General features: G+C 33.8%; 15 protein-coding genes. 5 read left to right on the top strand and 10 right to left on the bottom strand.

Annotated elements, in window-relative coordinates:
• Positions 1-74: 74 nt before the first annotated feature.
• Entirely contained in the window at positions 75-1,310 is a 1,236-nt protein-coding gene (gene hutI, locus L0669_RS20380; protein WP_263759726.1) for an imidazolonepropionase, read from the top strand.
• Positions 1,311-1,609: 299 nt separating this feature from the next.
• Here the strand turns inward: hutI and L0669_RS20385 are convergent, their stop codons facing one another.
• Entirely contained in the window at positions 1,610-2,488 is an 879-nt protein-coding gene (locus L0669_RS20385) for a hypothetical protein (RefSeq protein ID WP_173972186.1), read from the bottom strand.
• Between the two features lie 98 nt (positions 2,489-2,586).
• On the opposite strand from L0669_RS20385, the gene L0669_RS20390 reads away from it, so the two are divergent.
• Positions 2,587-3,624: a formimidoylglutamase gene (locus L0669_RS20390; protein WP_173972185.1), complete on the top strand. Its 1,038-nt coding sequence runs from the start codon at positions 2,587-2,589 to the stop codon at positions 3,622-3,624.
• Between the two features lie 133 nt (positions 3,625-3,757).
• Complete coding sequence (locus L0669_RS20395; protein ID WP_173972184.1) at positions 3,758-5,011, top strand: DEAD/DEAH box helicase; 1,254 nt, start codon at positions 3,758-3,760, stop codon at positions 5,009-5,011.
• Positions 5,012-5,141: 130 nt separating this feature from the next.
• Here the strand turns inward: L0669_RS20395 and L0669_RS20400 are convergent, their stop codons facing one another.
• From L0669_RS20400 to aroC, 3 genes are all read right to left on the bottom strand, one after another.
• Positions 5,142-7,370: a response regulator gene (locus tag L0669_RS20400; RefSeq protein ID WP_263759728.1), complete on the bottom strand. Its 2,229-nt coding sequence runs from the start codon at positions 7,368-7,370 to the stop codon at positions 5,142-5,144.
• A 175-nt stretch (positions 7,371-7,545) separates the two neighbouring features.
• The gene (locus L0669_RS20405; protein ID WP_173972183.1) at positions 7,546-8,832 is read right to left on the bottom strand and encodes a dicarboxylate/amino acid:cation symporter; all 1,287 of its coding nucleotides are present in this window, start codon (positions 8,830-8,832) and stop codon (positions 7,546-7,548) included.
• Between the two features lie 53 nt (positions 8,833-8,885).
• Positions 8,886-9,944 (bottom strand): chorismate synthase, encoded by a 1,059-nt coding sequence (aroC, locus tag L0669_RS20410; RefSeq protein ID WP_173972182.1) that lies wholly within the window; start codon positions 9,942-9,944, stop codon positions 8,886-8,888.
• Between the two features lie 188 nt (positions 9,945-10,132).
• Here aroC and L0669_RS20415 point away from each other — a divergent pair, with 188 nt between their 5' ends.
• Together L0669_RS20415 and L0669_RS20420 are read left to right on the top strand one after the other, a co-directional pair.
• Positions 10,133-10,957, top strand: a complete 825-nt coding sequence (locus tag L0669_RS20415; protein WP_173972181.1) for a UDP-2,3-diacylglucosamine diphosphatase — start codon at positions 10,133-10,135, stop codon at positions 10,955-10,957.
• 172 nt (positions 10,958-11,129) lie between these two features.
• On the top strand, positions 11,130-11,627 hold the full coding sequence (locus tag L0669_RS20420) for a hypothetical protein (RefSeq protein ID WP_173972180.1): 498 nt from the start codon (positions 11,130-11,132) through the stop codon (positions 11,625-11,627).
• A gap of 283 nt (positions 11,628-11,910) precedes the next feature.
• Here the strand turns inward: L0669_RS20420 and L0669_RS20425 are convergent, their stop codons facing one another.
• From L0669_RS20425 to L0669_RS20450, 6 genes are all read right to left on the bottom strand, one after another.
• The gene (locus L0669_RS20425; RefSeq protein WP_263759730.1) at positions 11,911-12,339 is read right to left on the bottom strand and encodes a protease complex subunit PrcB family protein; all 429 of its coding nucleotides are present in this window, start codon (positions 12,337-12,339) and stop codon (positions 11,911-11,913) included.
• A gap of 24 nt (positions 12,340-12,363) precedes the next feature.
• Positions 12,364-13,500, bottom strand: a complete 1,137-nt coding sequence (gene bshA, locus L0669_RS20430; protein ID WP_263759732.1) for an N-acetyl-alpha-D-glucosaminyl L-malate synthase BshA — start codon at positions 13,498-13,500, stop codon at positions 12,364-12,366.
• 492 nt (positions 13,501-13,992) lie between these two features.
• Positions 13,993-14,475: an ABC transporter ATPase gene (locus L0669_RS20435; protein ID WP_263759733.1), complete on the bottom strand. Its 483-nt coding sequence runs from the start codon at positions 14,473-14,475 to the stop codon at positions 13,993-13,995.
• Between the two features lie 96 nt (positions 14,476-14,571).
• Positions 14,572-15,363, bottom strand: coding sequence for a (Fe-S)-binding protein (locus tag L0669_RS20440; protein ID WP_173972176.1), 792 nt, complete (start codon positions 15,361-15,363; stop codon positions 14,572-14,574).
• A 130-nt stretch (positions 15,364-15,493) separates the two neighbouring features.
• A complete protein-coding gene (locus L0669_RS20445; protein ID WP_263759734.1) occupies positions 15,494-16,831 on the bottom strand; it encodes a 4Fe-4S dicluster domain-containing protein in 1,338 nt (445 codons plus the stop codon).
• 6 nt (positions 16,832-16,837) lie between these two features.
• Complete coding sequence (locus L0669_RS20450) at positions 16,838-17,803, bottom strand: MlaD family protein (protein WP_173972174.1); 966 nt, start codon at positions 17,801-17,803, stop codon at positions 16,838-16,840.
• Between the last annotated feature and the right edge of the window lie 12 nt (positions 17,804-17,815).

The raw sequence follows: 17,815 nt of genomic DNA on the forward strand, positions 1-17,815 counted from the left end.
AACACGAATTTCACAGATTTCACGGATTAGTTCGTGATAATTTGTGAAATTTGTGTTTTTTAACACTATCAACAATGACAACATTAATCACCAACATACAAGAACTGCTTCAGGTTCGTGAAACTTCAATTCCTAAAGTTTCGGGTGCTGAAATGGCTATTCTTCCTACCATCAAAAATGCTTTTTTAATTTTAAAAGACGATTTGATTCATGATTTTGGATCAATGGATAATCTTCCTGAAATCAACGCCGATACAATTATCGATGCAACGGGCAAGGTTATTTTACCATCCTGGTGCGACAGTCATACCCATATTGTATATGCAGGAAATCGCGAACAGGAATTTGTAGACCGCATCAACGGATTTACTTATGAAGAAATTGCCAATCGTGGCGGTGGAATTTTAAATTCAGCTAAAAAACTCAACGAAACTTCAGAAGAAGAAATCTACCAACAATCGAAAGTTCGCCTGGAAGAAGTTATGCATTTAGGAACCGGAGCTGTAGAAATAAAATCCGGTTACGGTTTAACCATCGAAGGCGAACTGAAAATGCTTCGCGTAATTAAAAAATTATCCGAAAATTATCCGATTGCCATAAAAGCTACTTTTCTGGGTGCACATGCCTTTCCTGTACATTACAAAGACAATAAAGCAGGTTATATCGACGAAATCATCACTAAAATGTTACCGGAAATTGCCCAAAACAAATTAGCTGATTATGTAGATATCTTCTGCGAAACAGGTTATTTTTCTGTAGAAGAAACAGAAAAAATTATGCAGGCAGGAATAGAATTCGGCTTAAAGCCAAAAATTCACGTGAATCAGTTTAATTCTATTGGAGGAATACAAGCCGGAATTAAATTTAAAGCCCTTTCTGTCGATCATCTTGAAATTATGAACCCGGAAGACATCGAAGCTTTAAAAAACACAGAAACAATGCCTGTAGCATTACCATCCTGTTCTTATTTTTTAAGTATTCCGTATACGCCTGCGCGCGAAATGATAAAAGCTGGACTTCCGTTGGCATTAGCGACAGATTTTAATCCTGGCTCTACTCCATCCGGAAATATGAATTTTGTGGTGGCGACTGCATGTATCAAAATGAAAATGACCCCTGAAGAAGCCATTAATGCCGGAACGATAAACGGCGCATACGCAATGGGAATCTCTGAAACTCACGGAAGTATTACCAAAGGCAAAAAAGCCAATTTAATCCTTACCAAACCTATTTCATCTTACTACCAGATTCCATACGCTTTTGGGAGTAATTTAATAGAAAGTGTTTTTATAAACGGAGAAATTTTATAAAAAGAAATTTTCTTTTACATAATGAGGAATTGAGAATCTGCAATTTGTGCCATTAGGCACTAAATATTGGTAGACATATAGTTTCGGAATACGTTAGCATGCCATAGGTACACAATAAATTTTAGCTATTGCGTACCTACGGCACGCTAAATTCATTCTGCCATTTCTGTTTTCTACCAATATTTAATGCCTGACGGCATATTGTACAAACTACTGATCGCATTATTCCATAAAAAAAGGTCTGTGAAACTCACAGACCTTTAATATTTTAGTGGTATTATTACCTAAGCGACGTTGTATTATCTTAAGTTAAAACTAGTTTTAGAAACTAATTCATCATTATCATAAACATTGATAAAATAAGCTCCTTTAGCGAAATCTTTACCTGGTAAATCTTCTACAACATTTACAGTTTTATTTTCATACTTTACAGTAGTTTTAAAACTATAAGTTAAAGTGTTTTCACCAAAGTTTTCTGTTTTCTTTTCACCTAAAACATTGTTTTTAGAATCGATAACTTGTACATAATACGTTTTGTCTCCTGACTTAGCAATTTGGTTTTCAGCAATAGTAAAACTAATTTTTAAAACGTCAGCACGACTTGCTTTATCTGTTTCAATTTGTTTACCAGAGCTTCTTAATTTGTAAGCAGCAGTCTTAGTATTCAAAATTGATAACTTAGCACCTTTTTCAACAGTTTTAGCCAATTCTTCGTTTTGACCAACTAATACTTCATTATATTTTTTAGACTCACCTAAAACTACAATTGTACTATCTCTTTGAGTTGTTAAAACACCATTTTGCTTTTTCAATTCGTCGTTTTCAGCAACTAAAGTTTTCATTTTACCTTGCATTGCCTGAACTTGAGATCTAAATTTAGATACATCACCTTTTGATTTATTCAAATCATCCATCAAAGCCACTACTTTATCTCTTTCCTGAATCAATTCATCAGACATAGAAGTATTTTCAGCGATTGCAGCATCATAAGTTGTTTTTAGCTCTTGCAGATCTTTCATAACAGATTCTTTCTCTGTTAAAGTTGTTGTAAGTTCCGTCTTAACTACATCTGTATCAGATGATAATTTAAAAATATACACTAAGCTACCAATTAGTAGGACTGCTAAAACTGCGATTACCGCTTTTAGACTTGAGTTGTTGTTCTTTGGGTTTTCCATATTTAAAATAATTTTCTTTAAAACAAATTTAAGAATTAATATAAGGTTATAACGTAAGTTACTACAATTATATTATTTTTGGAAAATAAATTTTTTTCATGGAGAAATTAGTCCCGTTTACTATTAATGATTTAGCAAAAGTTACAAATCATCGAAGTGGTGAAATAAAATTTGGAGAAAAGATGATTATCATTCCTAAAGGAGTTGATAAAATTACTTTTCTAAAAGAAAGCGAAGCTAAATATGTATTACTCGGAATTCCGGAAGATATTGGTGTGCGTGCCAATTACGGCAGACCCGGTGCAGCATCGGCATGGGAAAGCGCCATAAAGAGTATTGCCAACATACAACACAATCGTTTTTCTAAAGGAAGCCAGATTATTGTTTTAGGACATATTAATGTTGCCGAAGAAATGCGTGAGGTCGAAAATCTGGATTTTAATGATATCGACGATCGATCAAAATTAAGTCAGTTAGTCGAAAAAGTAGACAAAGAAGTTTCCCATATTATCTTTACGATCATCAAAGCAGGAAAAACTCCTATTATCATAGGCGGAGGTCATAATAACGCTTACGGAAATATAAAAGGTTCAGCTTTAGCTAAAGGAAAACCTATAAATGCTATAAATTTTGATGCCCACTCTGATTTTAGAATTCTGGAAGGACGCCATAGCGGAAACGGATTTTCTTATGCTTACGAAGAAGGTTTCCTAAAAAAATATTTCATCTTTGGTCTACACGAAAACTACACATCTAAAAGTGTTTTAGACATTATCAAAAAATTAGAAGACCGCGTTCGTTATAATACTTACGACAGTGTAAACATTCGTAAAGAAAAAGACTTCGACAGAGAAATGGCTTTGGCATTAGAATTTATAAAAACAGATTCTTTTGGTATCGAAATAGATTTGGATGCGATTCCTAATATTGCCAGCAGCGCTATGACAATAAGCGGGTTTTCGGTAGAAGAATTACGTCAGTTCATTTCCTTTTTCGGACAAAATAAAAACGCTACTTATTTGCATATTTGCGAAGGCGCACCAGATTTAGCGGATTCTCCTAACAATAATTTAATTGGAAAATTGATTGGTTATTTAGTAACTGATTTCATTAAAGCCAATAACGAAAAAGAGTAATTTACCGGAAGATGACGTACTGAAAACGAGTTCATTTGCCAAATAAAACAAGAATCAAATAAACGATTGATCGAATAAACCTATCTTTGCACAGAATTTTAGTACTTAAAACTAAATTCTTAATACCTAAGATATGTTATTCGAAGATTTATCACTTTCAAAAAGTATACAAAAAGCCGTATTTGAAGAAGGCTACCTAAACCCTACTCCTATTCAGGAACAATCTATTCCGATTGTTTTGGCAGGAAGGGATTTAATTGGTTGTGCCCAAACCGGTACAGGAAAAACTGCTGCATTTGCCATCCCAATCATACATCAATTACACCGAATTGTAGGCTCATCAAAAAAAGCAAAAGTAATTCGTGCTCTTATAGTAACTCCAACTCGTGAATTAGCGGTTCAAATTGGACAAAGTTTTGATACTTATGCCAAATATACTAACCTGACTCAATTGACGATTTTTGGTGGAGTATCGCAAAACCCGCAAGTTGACGCGTTGAAAAACGGAGTTGACATTTTAGTCGCTACACCAGGAAGATTATTAGACTTGCAAAAACAAGGTTTCCTTGATTTAGATCACTTGCATACTTTAGTTTTAGACGAGGCCGATCAAATGCTGGACATGGGTTTTATAAACGATGTAAAAAAGATCGTAAAACTAACGCCTAAAAACCGTCAGACTTTATTATTCTCTGCTACAATGCCAATTGCTATTCGCGAACTAGCCGAAATGTTTTTACAAGATCCTGCAAAAGTTGAAGTTTCTCCGGTTTCCTCAACAGCAGAAAATGTAGAGCAACGTGTTTATTTTGTTGAAAAAACAGAAAAAAGAAATTTACTTTACCACCTTATAAAAAACGAAGAATTATCGAACGTATTGGTTTTCTCAAGAACCAAACACGGAGCTGATAATGTTGTAAAAGCATTGCGTAAAAAAGATATTCCTGCTGAAGCCATTCACGGAGATAAATCGCAAAATGCAAGACAACGTGTTTTAGATGCTTTTAAAAATAAAGAAGTTGGTGTTCTTGTAGCAACTGATATTGCAGCAAGAGGAATTGATATTGATCAATTACCATTCGTAATCAACTTTGATTTACCTAATATTCCTGAAACTTACGTACATAGAATTGGACGTACAGGTCGTGCCGGAAACGGAGGAGTTGCGATTTCTTTTTGCAGTAAAGACGAACACGGTTACTGGAAAGATATTCAGAAATTGATAAAAGTAGATGTAAAAACAATTACAGATCATCCTTATCAATGGCATGCCGGAAGTCCCGAAGAAGCAGCAAAAGAAAAGCCTAAAAACTCAAATCGAAGCGGTGGTGCTCATAAATCAAGAAAATCAAACGCTTCTAAACAAAATAAAAAACGCTGGTATTAATCGTATCAGCTAAATATTTTAAATAATTCCGAACACGAATTTCAAAAATTTGCACTAATTTTTATCTTATAAGTTAATTTCTAATTAATTTAATAAGAGAGATTTCAGCAGCAATTATTGAAATTCGTGTTTAGTTTTTTATACTCGCCTCGCTTTTTGCTTCGTGTATTAAGTAACTTATAATTTTAAACAATTTTACCGGCTCAAAAGGCTTGATGATAATATCGCTCATTCCTGACGAAATTGCTTCATCTGTTATTTCATCTTTATCAAAAGCTGTCAAGGCTACAATTGGCGTTTTTATGCCTTTTAAACGAATTCTTTTAGTCGTTTCAAATCCATTCATCAAAGGCATATTAATATCCATTAAAATAAGATCAAAATCTTCTTTGTCTAATATTTCTAAAGCTCCAAAACCATCATCAACGACTTTACAGATATAATTATTCTTTTCGATAATTTTCTTGGTAACCAGCTGGTTGATCAGATTATCCTCGACAATCAGTATTTTATAAACATCGCTCGAAGTTAAATCTACCTCGATTTCATCTATAATCTTTTTAGTCTTTTGCGGATCATGTTCAAAAGGAATCACAAACGAAAATGAAGTTCCTTCGCCAATATTGCTTTTTAAACTAATTGTACTTCCAAAAAGTCCCAGCAATCGTTTTACAATACTCAGTCCTAATCCTGTTCCCTGATAATCTTCGTCTTTTCTGCCTACCTGAACAAATTTTTCGAAGATTTTCCCTTGGTCAACGATCGCAATTCCAACGCCATTATCTTTAATTAAAAAATCAAGATAATACATCTTTCCCTCTATCTTATTAAGTTTAACAATGATTTCGACTTCCCCATCTTTGGTAAATTTTAAGGCATTGCTCACTAAATTCATCAGGATTTGCGCCAGCCTTAATTTATCTCCAATTAAATATTCCGGAATCTCAGGATCAATAGATACTGATATGGTATTGTTGTTTTTTTGAGATAAAAATGAAAGGGAATTTTTGATCATTGTAATTTCATCCGAAATATTAAAGGTCAGATTCTCTAATACTACTTTATTTTCTTCAATTTTATTAATTTGAAGAATGTCGTTTACCAATGACAATAAATATCGGGCAGAAAATTTTAAGGAACTTAAATGCTGACTTCTTGACAATTCTTTGTGTTCCTCCAGCAGCATATTCGTAATTCCGACTACACCATACAACGGAGTACGCAATTCGTGGCTTATAGTCGAAATAAATTGAGTTTTAAGCATCGAAGCTTCTTCTGCAATTTCTTTCGCCCTTAGAAGCTCTAAATTGTGTTTTTTCTTAAACTTGATATTTTTAATCAGCGTAATGATAAGAAAAACAAGTATAAAGGAAATCAGCACAAACAAGATGACAATAATCCTGGATTTTTTCAGACTTTGATATTGCGAATCTTTTTCGTTTTCGATTTTATCAATTTGTCTTTTGTATTCGTCTAACTCAAGATTAAAACCGGCAATCGAAGCGCGCTTGAGTTTTTCTTTATTGGTCATTTCATCCCGGATCGTATTGTAAGACAGCATATTTTTATAAGCATCTTCAAACTTACCAATCTTATTTAAAAACTTCGAATACTCTAAATACGCATACAACAAATCTGTTTTTTCATCTATAGATTCTCCGTAAGAAATGGCTTTTGAAAAATATTTATCTGCCTTATCGTTTTTATTTTCATTCGACCAATACATTCCGTTTAAAAAATTCAACGCAATATCATTTGACTTTCCTTTTAAATCGTTCTGATTTTTATTAATATATTTTAGGTAAGGCAAACCTTCTTTAAAATTTCCAATCTTAAAATAAGACCATACTATATTAAGATTCGTTATCGCAACTTCTTCAGCATATTTTGAGTTATCGCCAAATTTTAATGATTCTTTGTAATACGCAATTCCGTCTCTGTACAATTTTCTTTCAAAAAAACACAGGTTTCCTAAATTACTTGTAATCATCATTCGTAAACTAACGATATTAGATCTTTTAGCATAAGATAAAGCTTTGTGGTAAAAAAAATCTGCTTTATCAAGTTCTCCCAACTCATGAAAGTTAATCGCTATGATATTGTAATTTCGAGAAATTAAGGTGTCATTTTTTATATTAAAAGCGTGCTGTAAGGCTATACCGGATTTCTCTAAAGACTTTTCGTAATTGGTATCATCTAAAAAATCACAGGCTTCTTTGGTTAAATCTTTAACTATTTCATTTGATACGCTACCAGTCTGAGCAACGAGCTCAGGACAAAATAAATTTAGAAAAACAAAAACTAAAAAATAAAACCTGTAATAAGACATAATTTGGGAAATGTTTATCCAAATATACATTTTTATAAGTTCAAAATAGCAGTATGTTTTTTGATAACGTAAAGTAATAATAATCAATATTTTTATCCTACTTATGATGACTCTAAGCAATCACAAATAGCAATAAATAAAAAACCGTAATGAAAGTATTCTCATTACGGTTTTTCACTTAAAAAGTATCAATTAATTTTCCGGACTATACTTCTTCAAGTCCTTCAATAGTATCTTCTTTATCATCTTCCCATTGTCCTACAACCGAAGTTGCTAAAGCATTACCTAAAACATTGGTAGCACTTCTGAACATATCACAAAAGTGATCAATTGGCAAGATCAGGGCGATTCCTTCTACAGGAATTTTAAACATACCACAAGTAGCAGCAACGATCACTAAACTTGCTCTTGGCACACCTGCAATACCTTTACTGGTTAACATTAAAACCAAAAGCATCGCCATTTGCGTTCCTAAATCTAAATGAACGCCATAAAACTGAGCAATAAAAATACTGGCAAAAGTCATGTACATCATACTTCCGTCAAGGTTAAACGAATAACCAAGCGGTAACATAAATGCTACAATTTTGTTTTTTACACCAAAATCTTCTAATTCTTCCGTTAATTTAGGAAAAACTGCTTCACTACTTGTTGTTCCAAAAGCAATTGCCAATGGCCCAACAATACGTTTTAATAACTCCGTCATTCTTCCTTTAAGGAACATATACCCAACAAGAATCAAGACTACCCATAATGTACTGATTCCGACTAAAAATGATCCGAAAAATTTAAAATAAGTAATAATCAATTCTTCGGCATCTCTAATAGCAAAAACTCCTGCAATAGCACCAAATACCCCAATTGGAGCAAAGTTCATTACATAGTTTACCATTTTTAAAACAATATGCGACGCTTTATCAAAAGCATTTATAATTGGTTTTACTGTACTTCCCAATGAAGCCGCTGCTAGACCAAAGAAGATAGAGAATATTACAATTTGTAAAATTTCATTGGTTGCCATTGCCTCAAAAATACTTTTAGGAACAATATGCTCTACGAAATTTTCAACCGATAATATTTTTGTTTTTGCTGTAACTTCAGAAGCCGCAGCCATATCTACGTGCTCTAATTTTAAACCAACTCCAGGTTCTAAAACGTTCACAAAAAATAATCCAATCAATAAGGATACGAAAGAAGCTGTAAAAAACCACGCAAGTGCTTTTCCTCCAATTCTTCCCACCGTTTTTATATCACCCAGTTTTGCAATTCCTACTACTAATGTGGTAAAAACTAAAGGAGCAATAATCATTTGCACTAATCTGATAAAGATCGTTGCAAGCATTTTTATTTTATTACTAAAAGACAGTGCAGCTTCCTGCGAAATTGAGTTATGAATCACAATTCCTAACGCTGCCCCAAGCACCATTGCAATTACTATTTGCCCAGTTAACCCTTTAAGGAATGATTTTTTTTTAGTTTCTGTTACTTGCATTAATTTTTTTATTTAGAATTAAAATATTAAGACCCTCACTGTCTTAATTTTTATTAATATGTTTTGTTGATTAAATAAAAATCAGCCAAAACAATTGCTGCCATAGCCTCTACAATAGGCACGGCACGCGGCACAACACACGGATCATGACGGCCTTTACCCGTCATTGGTGTTATGTTTCCTTTATTATCTAATGAATCCTGAGTTTGCATGATAGTCGCAACAGGTTTAAAAGCTACCCTAAAGTAAATATCCATTCCGTTGCTTATTCCGCCCTGAATTCCTCCTGATAGATTTGTTTTTGTTGTTCCGTCAGGATTGTATAAATCGTTGTGTTCACTTCCTTTCATTTCAGAACCAGAAAATCCGCTTCCGTACTCAAAACCTTTTACAGCATTGATAGAAAGCATTGCTTTTCCTAATTCAGCATGAAGTTTATCAAAAACCGGCTCACCTAAACCAACCGGAACGTTTTTAATTACACATGAAACTACTCCACCAACAGTATCTCCCTGTTTGCGGATATCACGAATGTATTCTTCCATAATCGCTGCTGATTTTTCGTCAGGACAACGAACTGGATTACTTTCTATTTTGGAAAAATCTAAATCCTGGTATGGTGTATCTAAATGAATTGGCCCTACAGACGAAACATAAGCATTAATTTTAATTTCCGGCAACATTTGCTTTGCAATGGCCCCGGCTACTACTCTGCTTGCTGTTTCTCTTGCAGAACTTCTTCCGCCACCGCGATAATCACGAAAACCATATTTTTGGTCGTATACATAATCAGCATGACTTGGTCTGTAATTGTCTTTTATATGAGAGTAATCATCAGATTTCTGATTCGTATTCGGGATAATAAAACCTATAGGAGTTCCGGTAGTTTTACCTTCAAAAATACCAGACAAAAACTGCACTGCATCCGGTTCTTTACGTTGTGTTACAATTGCTGATTGTCCTGGTTTTCTTCGGGACATTTCAAATTCAATTGCTTCTAAATCAAGTTCAATTCCTGATGGACAACCATCAATAATTCCGCCTAAAGCTTCACCATGAGATTCTCCAAATGTTGTAACTTTATATAGGGTGCCGTAGCTATTTCCTGCCATTGTAATTAGTTTTGAGCAAATGTAAGTTTTATGAATTAAATTAAAAAATTTAAAATACGTATTATTAACTAAAGGTTAAGTAGTTTAAAAATCACAATTTATTAAAATTGTAGCCAAATTGATAACCTTTTGATAAAATAAAGCCCGCCAAAGTTTCTTTTATTTGTTAAACTTCAAAAAAAGAAAAATTGAAAAAACGAAATGTCGAATTGGTCATTCTTTCAGATGTCCATTTGGGAACTTACGGAAGTCACGCTAAAGAACTAAACAACTACCTATCAAGCATTAAACCCAAAACATTAGTCTTAAACGGCGATATTATTGATGCCTGGCAGTTTAGAAAATCATACTTCCCTAAAGCACATTTAAGAGTCATTCAGCGTATCATCGGGATGGCATCTAAGGGCACAAAAGTGTATTATATTACCGGAAATCACGACGAAATTCTTCGAAAATTCAGCGACATGAATATGGGAAATTTTTCTCTGGTCGATAAACTGGTTTTAGAACTAGACGATAAAAAAGCCTGGATTTTTCACGGAGATGTTTTCGATGCTTCGGTTCAGCACTCAAAATGGATTGCAAAACTAGGCGGATTAGGTTATGATTATCTTATTTTAAGCAATCGATTTGCCAATTGGTGTTTGACAAAACTAGGTCGTGAACCTTATTCTTTTTCTAAAAAAATAAAAGCAAGCGTTAAAAAAGCCGTCAAATTTATTTCAGATTTCGAAACAACAGCGACAGATTTGGCTATCGAAAAAAAATACGATTATGTAATTTGCGGACACATACACGAACCTAAAATTATTACCAAAGAAAACAAAAACGGTTCTACCTTATATTTAAATTCCGGCGATTGGGTCGAAAATTTAACCGCATTAGAATACCATAAAAAACGCTGGAAATTATATTCGTATACCGAAAGTAATTTTACCGAAGAAGAGAACCTTTTTGAAATGGAAGACATTTTAACTTCGCAATTAATCTCTTCTATCATCCTAAAAAAATAATCCTAAAAAATGCTCCAAAGCCGGCTAAATCATGCATTATTACTGATATAGTGGCTTTTAACAAATTTTGGTTATTATTCAAAAATGTGAATTATATAACAATTTTCAAAAATATTATACGTTTGAACGTTGTGCATCAAAGTACATTTGAAAAAAATTAATAACCATTTTTATGAAAAAAATCATTTTATCTGCCATTATGCTATTAGGATTAGCTTTTACGGCCCAATCACAAGAAATTTCAAAACACGCTTTAGGACTGCGTTTAGGAGACAATAACGGATTTGGTGGCGAGGTATCATATCAATTAGGATTAAGTCAAAAAAACAGACTTGAATTTGATTTAGGATTTAGAAACAGCAGCAATGTAGACGCTATTAAAGCAGTTGGTCTTTACCAATGGGTATGGAACATTGACGGAGGTTTTAACTGGTACGCTGGTGTTGGTGGTGGTATTGCTACCTGGGATCACAGTTACAACAACAACAATTTTAGATATAAAGACAGCGGAACATATGTATTTGCAGCTGGAGACATCGGTATAGAATACAGATTTAGCGAAGCGCCTATTACACTTTCAATAGATGCAAGACCAGAAATTGGATCAGGATATTACGACGATGACAATTTTGGATTTGATGTAGGTTTAGGAGTTAAATTTAGATTCTAAAATTAAAACTAAAAAATAATTGTAAAAGAAATCCTGTCGTTGAAAAGCGACAGGATTTTTTTAGTTTTTATTAGACTGAACGAAGTCTCAGCTATAAAGTTAATTTAACCGCAAAGCACGCAAGTTTTTTTTCTGGATCACTTATAAAAACGCAAAGTTCGCAAAGCTAAGTCAATATAAAGCTTTGCGAACTTTGCGTTTTTATATAAGCCACATATAGAAAAAAACTTTTGCGTGCTTTGCGGTTAAATTCAGTCAGACATTTTCACATTTCGCATGTAAATCACTTTATAATAATTTCTTTTTTCGAATGCACTTTTACCACCGTGTAAGGATAGGTAATTACCTGCATCACCATAGCATCTGCAGCAGGACTTATTTCTTTTACCGTAATGATAATATTCTTATCTGTTTCTTCTACTTTTTCAACTCCAATCGAGTAACCACCAGTGTTTTTCTCACCCATGTTTAAGATCACATAATTCGAACTGCTAATATCATCGTGTTTCATTTTTTCTTTCAAAAGCGGATCATTTTCTAACATTTTGATTTCATTAGGTTCTGTCAAAATTTCAAAAAACTTAATATTTCCGCCACCATCAGATTGTTCCGTTAAAATCTCATACAAGACTTTCGAACCTGAATCTGCTGTTTTTTTAGCTCCACACGACATCAAAACAAAAACTATTACAACCGAAATTACTTTTTTCATTTACGCGTATTTTTAAATTGTGTTTTACTCTTTATAATCGTCTATTGCCTTTTGATACAAAGCTTCGTACTTAGGCAGAATATTTTGAATATCAAATTTCTTCGCTACCTCTAAAGCATTTGCTTTAAATTCACTCAGCGTTTTATCGTCTTTTAGAATTTTAATTGCATTTGCCGCCATTTCTTCGACATTACCCACATTACTCAAGTAACCTGAAATACCATCAAAATTAACCTCTGGTAAACCTCCCGAATTACTAGAAATTACCGGAACCCCACAAGCCATTGCTTCTAAAGCTGCCAAACCAAAACTTTCCGTTTCAGACGGAAGCAGGAACAAATCAGTAAGACATAAAATCTTATCAATTTCATTACTGTTCCCAAAGAAAATTACTTTGTCGTAAATACCAAGTTCCATACATAAAACCTCGGCTTTTTCTTTTTCAGGACCATCACCCACCATCATTAATTTGGCAGGCATTTCTTTCTGAATATTATAGAAAATCTTAATAATATCCGGAATACGTTTTACCTTTCTAAAGTTACTAATATGCGTTATGATGCGCTCATTTTCCTTAGCCATAACATAACGATGACAAGGCTGTTGCGGATCTTTTCTCATTTTATCCAACTCAATAAAATTCGGAATTACCTTGATTTTATTCTTGATCTTAAACAATTTCAACGTATCATCTTTCAAACTCTGAGAAACAGAAGTTACATAATCTGATTTATTGATACTAAATGTTACCGCAGGTTTATAAAACGGGTGATTTCCTACCAGCGTAATATCAGTTCCGTGAAGCGTTGTAATCATTGGCAGATTAATTCCTTCATTCTTCAGCATTTGTTTCGCCATATATCCCGCATACGCGTGAGGAATAGCATAATGCACGTGAAGGACTTCAATCTTGTATAATTTCACCATATCGACCAATTTGCTTGACAAAGCCAACTCATAAGGCTGATAATGAAAAAGAGGATATTCAGGAACGTTTACTTCGTGATAATGAACATTAGGATTCAAAAGTGCCAACCTAACCGGCTGACTATAAGTAATAAAATGGATTTCGTGTCCGCGTCTGGCTAATTCTAGACCTAATTCTGTAGCAACTACGCCACTACCGCCAAATGTCGGATAACAAACTATAGCTATTTTCATGTATTAAATTTAATACTACGAAAGTACTCAAAAATAGCGTTTCATCGAGTATCACTAATGTTAGATTTTCATAAAATTAGTCTAAAATTCAAGAATTCCATCCTTTATGATCTTCAACCTTCGCTACAAGTGTTTCAGTAAATAACTTTTATTTTTTTCAGGGAGCAAAAGATTTCCATTCAAAAGAACGATCTCTCCCGCTGTCCGCTATATCTTTTCTGCCGAACCCCGGCAAAAAAGGATATCACTCCCATCGGGGCTAGATTAGAAGTTTTAGTTTTTATAAGAACATTATCCACAATGTTGTCATCCTGACGGAGGAAGGATCACACACGAAACTCCACACAGTAACTCGTCAATCTTTGCCGACTCACTCGTGCGATCCTTCCTCCGTCAGGATGACAAGATTGCGAAGATTTTTATTTCCATAAACAAAAAAAAGGTACAAAACTTTAAAGTTTCATACCTTTTAAAATATCTTAGAAATTCTTCTTAGAAAAATCTGCTATGCCAGCTATCAGCAGCAGGAACTTCCCAAGATTCGTTGTATTCTTCTATGTTGTTTACAAGATTATTAAAAACAATCGTATTCTCAGAAACCGATTTGTCTTTTACCATTTTCTTGAAATCAATTAATGGTTTGTGTGCGATATGTTCACCCAGTTTAAAAGTAACATTCATTTTGTCTAGCAAATCAACGTTATATTTTTTCTCTAAACTCTGAATAAATTCTACCGAACTATCAATAGAACATCCTGTAGCCGCTTGTACATCCTGATTTACAGCCAAAATAATGAATCGGTTGTATTTTAGTTGGTATGAAGCTTCTAAACTTGTTCCGTGTGCCGCCCAACCTTCAACGAAAGCTTTCAGGTAGGTTTCTATTTCAGAAAATTCTTCCTCAGAAAATTTTCTGTTCGATTGGTAAATCCAGATTCTGGATTCGCCTGGTAAATCTTCAAAAGGTATATACATTTTTAATTTTAGATTTTAGATTGTTGATTTTAGATTTGAAAAAGCATCAAGTTCAAAACTTAGAACCTTAGCAACTCAGCCACTCAGAACCTTATTTTACAAATCCTGCGCATTAGCAATTAATTCAGCAATATCCATTACTTTAACTTGCCCTTCTTTCTCCTGGTGTTTAATACCATCTGTTAACATCGTATTGCAAAACGGACAACCCGCTGCAATAATATCCGGTTTTACTTCGAGAGCATCCTCAGTTCGTAATACATTTACTTCCTTGTTTCCTGGCTCAGCATCTTTAAACATTTGTGCTCCACCTGCTCCACAACATAAACCATTCGCTTTAGAACGCTTCATTTCAACCAATTCTACATCAAGTTTTTCGATTAAATCTCTTGGTGCTTCATAAATTTTATTGGCTCTTCCTAAATAACAAGGATCGTGAAAAGTGATTTTCTTTCCTTTAAACTGACCTCCTTCAACTGTTAATCTTCCGTCATCCATTAATGACTTCAAAAATTCTGTATGATGCACAACATCATATTGACCTCCTAATTCAGGATATTCATTTTTTAAAGTATTAAAACAATGCGGACAAGCCGTAACAATTTTTTTAGCTTCATACGCATTCAAAACCTCGATATTCATCATGGCCTGCATCTGAAACAAAAATTCATTTCCGGCACGTTTTGCAGGATCTCCGGTACAACTCTCTTCAGTACCAAGAACCGCAAAAGAAACATTAGTACGATTTAAAATACGCACAAATGCTTTCGTAATTTTTTTTGCTCTATCATCAAAACTTCCTGCACAACCTACCCAAAACAAAACTTCTGGTTGTTTTCCCTGAGCCAGCATTTCTGCCATTGTTGGTACTACTAAACTTTCTGACATCTTATTCTTTTATTAAATCGGTTAATCGTTAATTTGTTCAATCACCTTTAAGCGATGAACAAAAACTAAAACCGAAATTATTTTAAAATCGATCAAACGGTTAAATAAGTAACCGCTTAAACAATAAATCTTAATTCTCGTTTTTCCAGTTTAACCTGTCTTGCTGACTGTATTGCCATGGCGCACCATTGTTTTCAATATTAGTCATCATAGCATTTAGTGACATTGGTGCAGCACTTTGCTCCATCACTAAATAGCGACGCATATCCATAATAATAGACAATGGACTAATATTTACAGGACATTCTTCAACACAAGCATTACACGAAGTACAAGCCCATAATTCTTCGGGAGTAATGTAATCATTTAATAATGTTTTGTTATCCGGAACAAAAACACCTTTATTGGCATCAATGTTTTTTCCAACTTCCTGCAAACGATCTCTTGTATCCATCATAATTTTACGAGGAGACAATTTTTTACCTGTTTGGTTTGCCGGACAAGATGATGTACAACGACCGCATTCTGTACAAGTATAAGCGTTTAACAACTGAACCCAGTTTAGATCCTGAACATCACTTGCTCCAAATTTACTTGGCGCAGCATTTTCATCAACCGGAGCAGCCGCAAACGGATCTGCGTTAGGATCCATCATTAACTTCACCTCTTTTGTAACCGAAGCCAGATTATCAAACTGACCTTCCGGATTTAAATTAGCAAAGTATGTATTTGGGAAAGCTAAAATAATGTGCAAATGTTTTGAGAAGTACAAGTAGTTCATGAAAACTAAAATACCTGCAATATGCAACCACCAAAAAACTTCAAACAGTAATCCAACTAATTCGTTAGACATTCCGTTAAACATTGGTGCAATAAACTGACTTACCGGAAAACTTCCTGCTTTATGAAAATGCGAAAATCCTCCAGGAACATTCTGCAAATGCAAATCAGAAGCATTCATCAATAAAAACAAAATCATTAAAACAGTCTCGAAATACAAAATATAATTTGCATCACTTTTAGGAAATCCGTTTAGATCCGGATTTATAAAACGCTTTAATTTTATAATGTTTCTTCTGATCCAGAAAACGACTACAGCAAAAATGACAAGTATTGCCAATATTTCGAATGAAGCAATTAAAACATCATAGACTACTCCTAAATAAGGCGCAAAAACTCTATGAGTTCCAAATAACCCATCAATAATAATCTCAAGTAATTCGATATTAATAATTATGAAACCTACATATACAAAAATATGAAGAATTCCAGCTACAGGGCGTCTCACCATTTTTGATTGCCCAAGAGCAATCAATGCCATGTTTTTCCAGCGCGCTTTAGAATTATCCTTTCGATTTACATCTACTCCTAAGTTAATGTTTCGGATGATCTTTTTTACGCTCGCTGCAAAAAAACCGAAACCAACTATAAGAAGTATGGCGAACAAAATATTATCTAAATAACTCATCTACAATTATTTTTTATCAGTTGAATTGGCATCTTCTGCCGGTGCTACATAGGGTTTATTTTTCTTTCCAAAAAGAGAAACATTTACATAACGTGTTGGATACAAACGTACATCCTGCAACAATAACTCTAACTCTTTTGAGGTTTTAGCCAAATTGTTATACAAAGCATCATCACTTAATAATTTACCAGCTGTACCTTTTCCTGAGTTTAAGTTACTCATAAGTCCATCAACTTTAGCCAAAGTCTGGTTTAGGTTTCTAACTGTTTTTCCTAAATCAGCTTTATTTAAAGAATCTGATATTTTATTGAAGTTGCTTGACATTTTATTAAAGTTTGTCACTACTCCGTTAATCTGACCTTTATTAGTATCCAGAATAGAATTCAAACTTCCTGAAGCTCTATGAAACTGCTCCATAGTCTGGCTTAATTCTGCTAATGATTTTTTTAGATTTTCCTGACCCTGCTTGTCTAAAACATTGTTTAATCCGGATACCAGAGTATTTATGTTTAAAAGCATTAGATCTAATTTTTGCTGAATAGGTTCAATTTTCCCTCCAAGTGACTCTGTTAATCCTAATTCTACTGCAGCTTCAAGCGTTTGCCCTTCTACAGCCGGATCTTTATCAGCAAGGTTTGGCAAAATCTTAATTTGTTTTCCACCAATTAAACTTGGCGAATACAAAGCTGCTTTACTTGTTTTAGAAATTGGAAAATCTGTTTTTAACTGAAGTTCAACTAATAATTTACCAGTTACTTCATTAATTGTAATTTTACTTACTTTACCTATTGAAAGTCCATTTATAGTAACGGGTGCTGATGGTGACAAAGTCTCAACATTATCATATTCTACATATAATGTCTTGTAATTTGTAAAAAGGTCTCTGCCTTTTAAAAAACTGTAGCCCCAGATAAATAATAAAATTGACGCGATGACTAAAATAGCCGTTTTAATTTCTCTTGTTAGTTTCAAAATTCTTAGTGT

Origin of the sequence: Flavobacterium bizetiae (genome assembly GCF_024271895.1) — a bacterium.
GTDB lineage: Bacteria > Bacteroidota > Bacteroidia > Flavobacteriales > Flavobacteriaceae > Flavobacterium > Flavobacterium bizetiae.